The sequence below is a fragment of the Lawsonibacter sp. genome (assembly GCF_022777125.1).
GTDB lineage: Bacteria > Bacillota > Clostridia > Oscillospirales > Oscillospiraceae > Lawsonibacter_A > Lawsonibacter_A hominis.
Genome location: NZ_JALFGV010000084.1, coordinates 19,735 through 31,737, shown reverse-complemented (window position 1 = coordinate 31,737; position 12,003 = coordinate 19,735). Strand labels below are relative to the sequence as shown.

Here is a 12,003-nt window from a genome sequence, read left to right as displayed (position 1 = left end):
GGAAATGACGGAGCTTCCTTTCCTTCCGTCGTCTGCGGACGACTCAACTCTGCCAGGCTCTTCTCCAGGAGGGTTTTTGACAGCCACAGGGCGGGGGAGCTTTGCTCCCCCGCCCTGAGTCCTGTCTGGCGATCGTATGTCTGTTCAGCAGCCGCAGTTGTTGTTGCAGCCGCAGCCACAGTTGTTGTTGCAGCCACAGCCGCCCCAGTTGCCGCCCCAGCCGCCGCCGCCGCAGCAGCACAGAACGATCAGGATGATGATGATCCACAGGCAGCTGCCGCCGCCCCAGCCACAACCGTTATTGCACCCCATGATTGAGTACCTCCTGGTTTCAAAGTAGAAACCTGGGCGCGGGGCGGCGGTGCGCCGCGTCTTCCGGCCCGGTCTCACTTCATTCTATGCATCCGGTACCAGGGGGTGCAAACGCTTATTCCAATTCGAATGCGCCGGTATAGAGCTGGTAGTAAAGCCCATGCTGGGCAATCAGATCGTCATGGCCGCCCCGCTCCACGATACGGCCGTGGTCCAGCACCATAATGGCGTCGGAGTTGCGCACCGTGGACAGGCGGTGGGCGATAACGAAGACTGTGCGCCCGCACATCAGAGAGTCCATCCCCTGCTGAACGATGGACTCGGTACGGGTATCGATGGAGGAGGTGGCCTCGTCCAGGATCATCACCGGCGGGTCGGCCACGGCGCAGCGGGCAATGGCCAGCAGCTGCCGCTGGCCCTGGGACAGATTGGCCCCGTTTCCGGTCAGCAGCGTGTCGTATCCCTGGGGCAGGCGGCGGATGAAATCGTCCGCGCCCGCCAGCTGGGCGGCGGCCTCCACCTCCTCGTCGGTGGCCTGCAGATTGCCGTAGCGGATATTCTCCCGCACCGTTCCGGTAAACAGGTTGGTCTCCTGGAGCACGATGCCCAGGCTCCGGCGCAGATCGCTTTTCCGGATCTTGTTGATATTGATGCCGTCGTAACGGATCTTGCCGTCGGCGATATCGTAAAAGCGGTTGATGAGGTTGGTGATGGTGGTCTTCCCCGCGCCGGTGGCCCCCACGAAGGCCAGCTTCTGGCCGGGCTTTGCAAAAAGGGAGATATCGTGGAGGATGGGCTTGCCGGCCTCGTACTCGAAGTCCACATCAAAAAAGCGCACGTCGCCGGTGAGCCTAGTATAGGCAAAGCCCCCCTCCTTCTGCGGAACCTTCCAGGCCCACAGATTCGTGCGCTGGCCGCTCTCACCCAGCTCCCCCGCCTGATCGTAGGCCGCGTTCACCAGGGTGACCGTGCCCTCGTCCCGCTCGCTCTCCTCATCCATCAGCGCGAAGATCCGCCCCGCGCCCGCAAGGGCCATGACGACCGAGTTGAGCTGCTGGGAGATCTGGCTGATGGGCTGGGAAAAGCTTTTGGACAGCTGGAGGAAGGACGCGATGACGCCCAGCGTGACGCCGCCGCCTACGCCGCCCAGCGCCATCAGCCCGCCCGCCATGGCCACGATCACATACTGGATGTTGCCGATATTGACCATGATGGGCATGAGGATATTGGCGTATTTGTTGGCCATGTCGGCGCTTTCGAACAAAGCGTCGTTGACCCGGTCAAAGCCCTCCTGGGCCTTCTGCTCATGGCAGAAGACCTTGACCACCTTCTGGCCGTTCACCATCTCTTCGATATAGCCGTTCAGGTCGCCCAGCTTCTCCTGCTGGCGCATGAAATACTTGCCGCTGCGCCCCGCGATAGAGCGGGTGACCAGCAGCATACCGCACACGCAGAGGACGACCACCGCGGTGAGCAGCGGGTTGGTGACCAGCATGGCCAGGAACACCACCACGATCGTGACCAGCGAAGCAAACATCTGGGGGATGCTCTGCGAAAACATCTGGCGCAGGGTGTCCACGTCGTTGGTGTAGACGCTCATCACATCTCCATGGGCATGGGTATCAAAATACCGGATGGGAAGGGTCTGCATATGCACGAACAGCTCGTCGCGGATCTCCTTCTGCACGCCCTGGGAGATGGTGACCATAATACGGTTATAGGCCAGCGTACACAGCGCGCCCGCCAGATAGAGACAGCCCATGAGGATCAGGGTGTGCAGCAATCCGCTGAACACCGGCTGGTCGGTCAGCAGAAGGGGCGCGATATAATCGTCGATGAGGCTCCCCAGAAACAGAGATGCGGACACCGAGGCCGCCGCACTGACCAAAATGCATACCAGCACCAGAAAAAAGCGGAATTTGTAGCCTTTGAGCACATAGGAGAGCAGCCGCTTTGCGGTGCCGCCCTTCTTTGCGGCGTTCTTATTCATGGTCCTCTCCTCCCTTCGTCTGGGACTCATAGATCTCGCGGTAGATGCCGCAGGATTCCAGCAGCTGCTCATGGGTGCCCATGGCGGAGATTTTCCCGCCGTCCATCACCAGGATCTTGTCGGCGTCCTCGATGGAGGAGATGCGCTGGGCGATGATGAATTTGGTGGTATCCGGGATCTCCTCCCGGAAGGCCCGGCGGATCATGGCGTCGGTCTTGGTGTCCACGGCGGAGGTGGAATCGTCCAGGATCAGGATCTTCGGCTTCTTCAGAAGGGCCCGTGCGATGCACAGCCGCTGCTTCTGCCCGCCGGAGACATTGGAGCCGCCCTGCTCGATATAGGTATCGTATCCATCCGGGAACTCCCGGATAAAGGAATCGGCCTGAGCCAGCCGGCACACCCGCGCCAGCTCCTCGTCGGAGGCATGCTCATTGCCCCAGTGCAGGTTTTCCCTGATGGTGCCGGAGAACAGCTCGTTCTTCTGGAGCACCATGGCCACCTGCTCCCGCAGGGACTCCATGTCGTAGTCCCGCACATCCACGCCGCCCACCTTGACGCTCCCTTCGGTGGCGTCGTACAGACGGGGGATGAGCTGCACCAGCGTGGTCTTGGAGGTGCCGGTCCCGCCCAGGATGCCCACTGTCTCGCCGGAGGCGATGTGCAGCTCCACCTCCTTCAGGCACTCCTTGCCGGGATCCCCGGCATAGCTGAAGCTGACGTGTTCAAAGTCCACAGAGCCGTCCTTTACCTCGCGCACCGGGTGCGCGCCGTTTTTCAGGTCGGTCTGCTCATTGAGCAGCTCTGTGATCCGGTCCGCGGAGGCCCGCGCCATGATGATCATGACCAGGACCATGGAGAGCATCATCAGGCTCATGAGGATCATCATGATATAGCTGAACATACTGGTCAGCTCGCCGGTGGTCAGGGTACCGCCCACCACCATCTTCGCGCCCAGCCAGGAGACCAGGAGCATGCACCCGTAGACGCAGACCTGCATCAACGGCGCGTTGAATGCGATGATCCTCTCCGCTTTGGAGAAGTCCTGATAGATCTCCCGGGACACTGCGCCGAACTTTTCCTTCTCATGCTCCTCCCGGACGAAGGACTTGACCACGCGGATCCCCAGCAGATTCTCCTGCACCACGCTGTTGAGCCGGTCGTACTTCTTGAACACCCGGGTAAAGACCGGATGGGCCCCTTTCATGACCAGCAGCAGACCCACCGCCAGGATGGGAATGACCACCAGAAAAACCAGGGCCAGTTTGGGGCTGATGACAAACGTGAGGACCCAGGCGCAGATGAGCATGATGGGGCAGCGCACCGCGATGCGGATGACCATCTGAAAGGCCATCTGCACATTGGTCACGTCGGTGGTCAGGCGTGTGATGATGCCGGCGGTGGAAAATTTGTCGATGTTGGAAAAGGAAAACTGCTGCACGTTTCGATACATTTCCCGGCGCAGGTTGCGGGAAAACCCGGTGGCCGCCCGCGCCGCAAAGCGGCCGGACAGGGCGCCGAACGCCAAGGCCACCAGCGCCATGACCACCAGCAGGATTCCATAACGCCAGATATTCCCGACATTGCCGGCATTGACGCCCAGATCCAGCAGTTTTGCCATCATCATGGGGATCAGGACATCAAACGCCACCTCGCCGATCACGAAGATGGGCGTCAGAATCACGTCCTTTTTGAACTCCTGGATACCGCACGCCAGGCCTCGTTTTTTCTTCATAGGTCTCCTCCTCGGATTTAATTCGCATGCTAACTGTAAGCTTTGAAACAGTTTAAGAAAAAGAGAAGCCGCCACGCCGTGCGGGCGGCTCAACTGAGATTCTTTTTCAGTTTCTCCACGGTCGCCATGAATTGTTCCAGCTCCTGGTCGCTGATGCCCTCGGTCAACAGCTCCTCCATCTTGTCCAGCCGCTGCTCGATCTGCTGATGCAGCTTCTGCGCCTTCGGCGTGAGCAGCACCTGCTTGAGGCGTGCATCCCGGAAGACCGAGCGGCGGGTAATGAAGCCGGCGGCCTCCAGTTTCTTCAGCAGCCGCGACGCGGTGGAACGCCGGATGCAAAAGGCCTCCTCCACGTCCTTCTGACAGATCTCACGGTCCGGATGGTGTGAGAGAAAGTCCAGCAGCTGTCCCTGCATTTCGGTGAACTCCGGGTCTTCCGGCGGGGGCGCAAACTCCAGGATCTTGCGGCGCATCAGGTTGGAAAGCGCCCGGATCTCTCCGCCGACCGCTCTTCGCTCCCTCGTATCCATCGCCTCCTGTCGCTGATCTGTCTTTAGTTTAGTTGCTTTGCTAACAGTTGTCAAGGAGCAAGCTAAACAAAAATGTCCCGCCGAACGAGCCATCCGTTCGGCGGGGCAGGCTTCTTCCAGCATCGCTTTGCCCCCCGGGAAACGTCGGCCGGACAGGCATTCCCCAGGATTTAGGACCGGCTTCCGGATTGCAGGCGCGATACCGTCACGCTGTTCATGGTCGTGTAAAGCGCGGCCTCATCCACGCCGCCGACGGATACCAGCCGGTCCAGCAGAGTCCCGCCGCCATCCTTCGTGGCCGCGGACAGGGCGAAATAAGACACATAGACCACCTGCGCGCGCAGGAAGGAGCCGCCGGTAAGCATGGCCTGCTCGGCGGAATTGAGCACACCCAGCTCCACGCTCTTGCCCAGGGCATTGCTCCAGGAAAAATCCGGATTGGTTCCGCTGTCGGTATAGCCCAGGGCCCGAAGCACAAAGGTCATATATTCTCCCGCCGAGAGAACGGTATCGGGCGCAAAATAAAGCGCTCCGGCGGCGTCGGCGCCCACGCCTTTGGTATACCCCTTGGCGTAGGCGTAAGCCACATACCGGTCGCACCAGGCGGGCGTATCCGCAAACGGATTGCCCTGGGTGCAGGCCAGCGCGGCGCCCTCCTCCCCGATCAGGCGCAGGAACATCACCAGTCCCACCACCCGGGTCGGCGCGACCTCCAGGTCGTATCCGCAGCCATAGGCGGTACCGGTTCCCTGGAACAGGCCCATGGCCTTCAGCGCGTCGGCCAGCGCGTTGTAATCCAGCGCGCCGCTGTCGCTGCGCGTATAGGCTCCTTCCAGGCCCACCACGGCGGTATCCGACGTAATGGTCACGGCGGCGCCGGCATTCTCCCCCGCCAGATAACGGTGTCCCTCCGTCAGCGCCGCCCCGGCGGCCAGAGCCCGCCCGGCGGTCACATCCACCACTGCGCCGGAGGGGGCTGCGACTGCGGCGCTTCCCGCCAGCAGAAGCAGGCCGGAGCCCGTATATACCGTGACGGTATCGCCCTTCTTCAGCCGATGGTCGGCAAACGCAAGATGGAGCGAGGTCTCTCCGCCCGCCTGGGCCAGATACGCGCTGTGTTTGGCGTTCAGACCGCTCAGCACCGTATCGTAAGTGCTCTGCGTCTTCTCCTCCAGGCGCCGTCCGGCCTGCTCCGCCACCGCCGGGAGGTAGGTGCCGTTGAGATAGCTCTGGGACACCAGCGTCTCGCCGGACGTTCCGCCCGAAGCGCAGACCGCCCCGCAGCCCATCAGGATCAGGGCGGCCAGCAGGAATACCGCGGCCCTCCTCATGGCTCCTCCGAGATCATATAGCTCAGGGACAGCAGGCTGTCGGCAAAGTGGACATCCTCGATGATCACACCGGTGCTGTCCAGCCGCAGCTCGATGTTGGTAAAGTTCCAAATCCCCTTCACGCCGCCCGCCACCAGGCGCGCGGCGATGGCGTTGGCCACCCCCCGGGGCACGGTGAGCACCCCGATGCTGGCGGGGGACTCCTTCAAATACGGTTCCAGCTGATCCACATGGTAGACCGGAACGCCCGAAAGCGTACGCCCCACGATATCAGGGCTCACGTCAAAGGCAGCGGCAAGGGTAACGCCGGAGCGCTGAAAATGGAAGTTCTCCAGCAGGGCCCGGCCCAGGTTGCCCGCGCCCAGGATCACGGCGGTATGTCCCCGGTTCATGCCCAGGATGTCGGACACCTCGCCCCGCAGGCTCTCTACATTATATCCATAGCCCTGCTGGCCAAACTCTCCGAAGCAGGACAGATCCTGCCGGATCTGGGAGGCGGTCAGCCCCATGGATTTCCCCAGCGCGCTGGAGGAGATGCGCTCCACCCCCGCCAGGTGCAGATCGTTCAGATGCCGGTAATAGCGCGGCAGCCGCCGGATGACCGCGCTGGATACCTTTTGCTTTTTCATTTCGCCTATCACACTCGTTCCCGTAGGAAATAGATTTCTACTCAGTGTTTCAGTTTACCTGAAAAACGCCCCGATGTCAACGCTCTTACCCCGGATTCCTGCCGGGTCGTGCCGGAACCCCGCACGCTTCACCCGCATAGAGTAAATCGAAAAGGAGGAGTGCAACTTGGAATTTATCGGAACCATCGTGACCCATATCTATACCTCCCGGGCCCAGCTTCCCGTCCAGGGCGCCGCCGTAGCCGTGACGCAGAAGGCCCCCGGCGGCAAGCATGTTCTGCTGGCCCTGCGCACATCCGACGAGAGCGGAAAGACCGCTCCCATAGCCATACCGACCCCGGCCCCGGCGGCGGGGCAGGCGCCGGGCGCGGAGCAGCCCTTTGCCCTGTGCGACGTCTGGTGCGAGGCGCCCAGCTTTGCCGTCAAACTGCTGGAAAACGTCCAGGTCTTCCCCAACGTACAAACCCTGCTGGAAATCGAGCTGATTCCCCTTCCGGAGCAAACGCCGCCCCTGTCCATGACGGTGCCGGTGGAGATCACGCCGCAGAACCTGTAAGGAAGGAGCCACTCCCATGCCTACGGAAGTCCGGCCCTATATCCCCCAGCAAATCACCGTACATCTGGGTTCGCCCAACCAGGCGGCCGAAAACGTCACCGTTTCCTTTCCGGATTATGTGAAAAATGTGGCCTCCAGTGAGATCTATCCCACCTGGGAGCCCTCCGCCATCCGGGCCAATATCCTGGCCATCATCTCCTTTGCCTTGAACCGCGTCTACACCGAATATTACCCCAGCAGGGGCTTTCCCTTCAACATCACCTCCTCCACCGCCATTGATCAGAAATACATCCACGGCCGGGATATTTTCGAAAACATCAGTCAGGCGGTAGACACGATTTTCAACTCCTACATCCGCCGCCGGGGCTTTATCGAGCCGCTGGCAGCCAAATTCTGCAACGGCACCACCACCACCTGCGACGGGCTCTCCCAGTGGGGCAGTCAGGAGCTGGCCCAGCAGGGGTACAATTCGGTGGATATCCTGCGCCATTACTATGGGGACGATATCGAACTGGTCGTCAACGCTCCCGTATCCGGCGTACGCGCCTCCTATCCGGGCTTTCCGCTGCGCCGGGGCATGGTGGGGGAAAACGTGATCCGCATTCAGTACATGCTCAACCGGATCTCCCAGGACTACCCCGCCATACCCAAGATCCCGACGCCGCTCAACGGCCAGTTTGACGAGGCCACTGAGCAGGCTGTGCGTCGCTTCCAGCAGATCTTCTCTCTGACGCCGGACGGCGTGGTGGGGAGCGGCACCTGGTACAAAATGGTCTTCCTCTTTGTGGGCATCACCAACCTGTCTGAGCTTGCCAGCGAAGGACAGACAGTCTATCAGATCTCCTACCAGTCCTCCGGGCAGCTGTCCGAAGGCGACCGGGGCGAGGGCGTGCGGACGATCCAGTATCTGCTCTCGGTGATCGCCGAGTTCTACGATACGGTCCCGGCACCCGCCATCGACGGCATCTATGGCCCCGGCACCGTCCGGTCGGTCACCGCGTTCCAGCAGACCATGGGGCTTCCCCAGAACGGCGTGATGGACGCGCGCACCTGGGAAGCCCTGTACCGGGCATACGAGGGCATCACGGAATCGGTGGACCGTTACACCAACGTGATCCCGGAGGCATTCCGGCCCGAGCCGGGGACCACCTCGGGCCTGACGCAATTCTCGGGGCAGGACCTGACCCTGGGCAGCACTGATTTCAGAGGAGGGAGCAACGGATGACCTGTGAAAATCCCTATACCGGCGTACCCGTACGCAGCCTGCAGACCATGCTGCGGGAACTCTCGTTCCACTACCCCGTCATTCCCCGCCTGATCCCGGACGGCATCTTCGGCGAGCACACGCTGGAGGCGGTGATGCTCTTCCAGCGGGAGTTCCATCCCCCGGTCACCGGCCAGGTGGACCACGGGACCTGGGACGCGGTCTCCGCCCTGTTCCAGAGCGTCCGCCCCGGGCTCTCCCCCCCGCTTCCCTGCCGCTTCTGGCCCGGCAACGGTTTTGCCGTTGCCCCCGGCGAGGACTCCGTCCACCTCTATCCCGTCCAGGCCATGTTCCGGGGCCTGTCTCAGCTTCTGGAGGGGATCGAGGACGCCCCGGTCTCCGGTACCCACGACGCCGCCACCCAGGCCAATCTCCGCTATGTCCAGCGCAGCGCGCAGCTCCCGGAGACCGGCCTGGCCGACCAGGCCACCTGGAACGCTCTGGCCCGGCTGTACGTCCTGTTCGTCACCTTCGCCCAATCGCCCCGCCTCCTGCGTGAGGGCTGGCTGGACGTTCCCTGAATCCGCCGCTTGCATCTTGGGCACAACACCTGTATAATCAAGCTGTACAAGTGTGAAAGCAGGTGGTCGGATGCATTTCGAGCTCTCTCCCCAGCAGCTCCGGGAGCGGGGCGGTCTTTTGGAACAGTTCCTGGACGTGGCCTTTGATTCCAGCATCCTGCTGGATCAGGACGGCTATGTGCTCAACTGCGGCAACGGCGCCACGCAGCTCACCATGACCCGCCGCTCCGGCCTGCTGGGCCAGCATGTGACCGCCTTCGATAAGGTATCCCCCTTCGAGGAGGTGCTGCGCACCGGCACGGCCGTCAAAAACAAGCTCTATGTGGTTCAGGGCCGCCGCTGTCTGCAGAACATCTACCCCATCTTCTGGGAGGGCCGCGTGGTGGGGGCCCTGGGCGTGCTGAGCTACACCAATATGAACGATATCCGCCAGCAGCTGGTGGGCGACCTGGCCGAGCACCTGTCCGAGGTCAAGCTGGGCGATATCGCCGAAGTGGAGACGGAAAATCTTATACGGGCCCGCCTTCAGCGCAACTACACGTTTGAGGACTTTATCGGCGAAAGCGCCAAGGTTCGGGCCGTAGTCCACGAGTGCAAGGCGGCCGCCACCGCCCCGTATCCGGTGCTGCTGCTGGGCGAAAGCGGTACCGGCAAGGAGATCCTGGCCAGCGCCATCCACTCCTTCGGCATGAAGAGCATCCAATCCCCCTACATCAAAATCAACTGCACCGCCATTCCCAACCAGCTGCTGGAATCGGAGCTTTTCGGCTACGAAAAGGGCGCGTTCACCGGCGCCACCGCCCCGAAAAAGGGCCGCTTCGAAGCGGCCAGGGGCGGCAGTATCCTGCTGGACGAGATCGGCGATATGGATGTGGCCCTTCAGGGCAAGCTGCTGCGGGTGCTGGAGGAGCGGGAATTCGAGCGGGTCGGTGGAATCAAGACCATCCCGCTGGAAGCCCGGGTCATCTCCTCCACCAACTCCGATCTGCTGCAAAAGTGCAAGGACAACCGCTTCCGCCGTGATCTGTATTACCGCCTGTCCACGGTGGAGATCCGCATACCGCCTCTGCGGGAGCGGCCCGACGACATCCCGCTGCTGGTCAGTCATTTTATCAGCCGGGAAAATCTGCCCATCGCCATCACGGACCCCGCCATGGAAGCCATGGTCGAATACGCCTGGCCCGGCAATGTGCGCGAATTGCGCAACATCATCCAGCGTTTGGGGATCTCCTGCCCGGACCGGCCGGTCCGCACCGACGACGTGATCCGCTATTTCTCCGACGGCTCTCTGGCGGCTCCGCTTTTCCCCGGCACGGGCGACAGCGCCTTTCCCCCTTACGTCCACATCCATCCGGAGCAGGCGCAGGCGCGGGAGACCCTGCTGAACGTCCTGCGGGAACAGCATTGGAATCTGTCCGCCGCCGCCCGCGTGCTGCACATCACCCGCGCGACCCTCTATAAGCGTTTGAAAAAATACAACATCACCGTACAGCGCAGAGGCTCCTGAAAAAAGTCCTGCCGCAGAACAAGCTGCGGCAGGACTTTTTTCTCCTTTTGGCAGTGTTATATTACCACAAAACGGGCCAAATTTCAAGTCTTGCAGTTCCAGCGCCGCAGGTGTATCCTCTAAGAATCTTTTCAAGGAGGGATGCACGATGGATGACCTTTCTGCCCTGATCCCGCAGCCAGACCAAATGCAGGCCGCTCTGGCCGAGCTGGCGGAGTGCAACGCTCTGACGGCCGGCTGGGGGCTGTCCCTCTCGCCCGTCCAGATGCGCATGCTGGCGGAATGCCGCCGCTCCGCGCTCCGCGATACCGGTCGGGTGGAGTTCGGGGGCGGCGTACTGAAACAGCTGGTCCGCGCCTTTTGCGCCTCGCCCTATCTGGACCAGGAAAACTACGCGGACACGCTGGCCCAGCTTCAGGCCCTCTTCTACCACTTCAAACAGGAATCGCATGACCGTATCCCAGACGATGAACTCATCGCCGCCATGGCCCAGTGCTTTGACGGCAGGGCCCAAGGCGCGCTGGACGCTCTGGCCGGCCTGACACCGGAGGAACTGTGCGTTCCGGACCGGGAGGCGCGGTGGGAGCCGGCGCCTTGAGCGGCGGCCTGCCGGAGCGCGCCTTTTCTCCGGAAGAGGCGGCCGCGCTGCGCCAGAAACTCTGGCCGCTTCTGGCGCGGCAGGCGGGGCTTTACACCGGCTGCGGCAGTTCTTCCCTGCCGGAGGACACCGCACGGGAATTGCTCTGCTCCCTGTGCTATACGCTGAAGGTCTGGTTTCAGGCGGGCGGGGCTGCGTCCCAGCCGCTGGCAGACGCCGATCTGGAAGCGGGCCTGCGGCAGGGACAGGCCATACTGGAGCAGAAGTGCCGGCAGGCGCGCCGCCTTTGGATGGCCGTGCGCCACTCTGCTCCGGATCTGAAAAACCGCGCGCTGGCCGATACGCTGGACAGCATCGGCGCCTTTTTCCAGCGGTATGATCTTCGCTTTTTCGCCCATTGCATCCCCTGTGATATCGACTACCCGCTCTGCCGTGCCGTCCCGGAAGCGCTTCCGGGCGTGGACTATATCCTCGCTTACCTGGATCGGCTGGGCATGGAGCACGCCCTGCTGCGTCCCTTTGCCCCCTCCCGGGTCCGCCGCCTGCTGGCGGCCGGCTGCCCCGATCCCGTCGGACTGCTGGTCAACCTCTGTGAGCCGGTGCTCGCCAATGCCGTGGGGCTGACCCTGCTGGGGGAGGACCCCAGGGAGCTGGAAATTACACCGCAGCGCCGTACCCGTTTATGCGAATACTTCGAGCCGCTCCCTCCCCACCGGGCCCGCGCCGCCCTCCGGGACGGAGCTGCCCGACTGTGCGCCGGGCTCGGTCTCCCGACTCCGGCGGCGGACTATTTCATGGATACGGCACAGGCTCTCCACCCCCGCATTGAGGCCGCCCTGCCCAATCGCCTGAACGGGGTGTTCCTCTCACTGGCTCCGTAAGCGCCGCAGCGGCCGGAGCAGCGCGGTCTCTTCCGTGTATCGCCTCGGGTACGCACGCTTCTCAGTCCTGCGCGCACGCCCTGTCCGCATTCGGCGCCCCTCCACACGCCTGCAGGCGCGAATTCTGCACGGTCCTTTTCGGCAGAGAGAGC

The 12,003-nt window shown here is 62.4% G+C and carries 12 protein-coding genes; 6 read left to right on the top strand and 6 right to left on the bottom strand.

Features of this window, described 5'->3' with window-relative positions:
• Window positions 1-144 precede the first annotated feature (144 nt).
• From MR825_RS07260 to MR825_RS07235, 6 genes are all read right to left on the bottom strand, one after another.
• Complete coding sequence (locus MR825_RS07260) at window positions 145-312, bottom strand: hypothetical protein (RefSeq protein ID WP_287879853.1); 168 nt, start codon at window positions 310-312, stop codon at window positions 145-147.
• 115 nt (window positions 313-427) lie between these two features.
• A complete protein-coding gene (locus MR825_RS07255) occupies window positions 428-2,302 on the bottom strand; it encodes an ABC transporter ATP-binding protein (protein ID WP_186908723.1) in 1,875 nt (624 codons plus the stop codon).
• Complete coding sequence (locus tag MR825_RS07250; protein ID WP_186908722.1) at window positions 2,295-4,034, bottom strand: ABC transporter ATP-binding protein; 1,740 nt, start codon at window positions 4,032-4,034, stop codon at window positions 2,295-2,297. Before MR825_RS07250 ends, MR825_RS07255 begins: the two co-directional genes overlap by 8 nt.
• Before the next feature lie 89 nt (window positions 4,035-4,123).
• Window positions 4,124-4,564 (bottom strand): MarR family winged helix-turn-helix transcriptional regulator, encoded by a 441-nt coding sequence (locus tag MR825_RS07245; protein ID WP_256176291.1) that lies wholly within the window; start codon window positions 4,562-4,564, stop codon window positions 4,124-4,126.
• Window positions 4,565-4,734: 170 nt separating this feature from the next.
• Window positions 4,735-5,895 carry a hypothetical protein gene (locus MR825_RS07240; RefSeq protein ID WP_256176290.1) on the bottom strand — a complete coding sequence of 387 codons (1,161 nt, stop codon included), beginning with the start codon at window positions 5,893-5,895 and terminating at the stop codon, window positions 4,735-4,737.
• Window positions 5,892-6,524 carry a redox-sensing transcriptional repressor Rex gene (locus MR825_RS07235; RefSeq protein ID WP_186908719.1) on the bottom strand — a complete coding sequence of 211 codons (633 nt, stop codon included), beginning with the start codon at window positions 6,522-6,524 and terminating at the stop codon, window positions 5,892-5,894. Before MR825_RS07235 ends, MR825_RS07240 begins: the two co-directional genes overlap by 4 nt.
• Before the next feature lie 166 nt (window positions 6,525-6,690).
• Between MR825_RS07235 and MR825_RS07230 the strand changes: the two genes are divergently transcribed.
• The 6 genes from MR825_RS07230 (at window position 6,691) to MR825_RS07205 (ending at window position 11,851) form a co-directional block, all read left to right on the top strand.
• Entirely contained in the window at window positions 6,691-7,080 is a 390-nt protein-coding gene (locus MR825_RS07230; protein ID WP_256176289.1) for a spore cortex-lytic protein, read from the top strand.
• 16 nt (window positions 7,081-7,096) lie between these two features.
• Window positions 7,097-8,305, top strand: a complete 1,209-nt coding sequence (locus tag MR825_RS07225; protein ID WP_256176288.1) for a peptidoglycan-binding domain-containing protein — start codon at window positions 7,097-7,099, stop codon at window positions 8,303-8,305.
• Complete coding sequence (locus MR825_RS07220) at window positions 8,302-8,865, top strand: peptidoglycan-binding domain-containing protein (protein WP_287879846.1); 564 nt, start codon at window positions 8,302-8,304, stop codon at window positions 8,863-8,865. The genes MR825_RS07225 and MR825_RS07220 overlap by 4 nt, the downstream gene beginning before the upstream one ends.
• Window positions 8,866-8,935: 70 nt before the next feature.
• Window positions 8,936-10,372, top strand: a complete 1,437-nt coding sequence (locus MR825_RS07215) for a sigma-54 interaction domain-containing protein (RefSeq protein ID WP_207723815.1) — start codon at window positions 8,936-8,938, stop codon at window positions 10,370-10,372.
• A 148-nt stretch (window positions 10,373-10,520) separates the two neighbouring features.
• Entirely contained in the window at window positions 10,521-10,970 is a 450-nt protein-coding gene (locus MR825_RS07210; RefSeq protein WP_186908714.1) for a DUF6323 family protein, read from the top strand.
• Window positions 10,967-11,851 (top strand): DUF6179 domain-containing protein, encoded by an 885-nt coding sequence (locus MR825_RS07205; RefSeq protein ID WP_186908713.1) that lies wholly within the window; start codon window positions 10,967-10,969, stop codon window positions 11,849-11,851. Before MR825_RS07210 ends, MR825_RS07205 begins: the two co-directional genes overlap by 4 nt.
• Window positions 11,852-12,003: the final 152 nt, after the last annotated feature.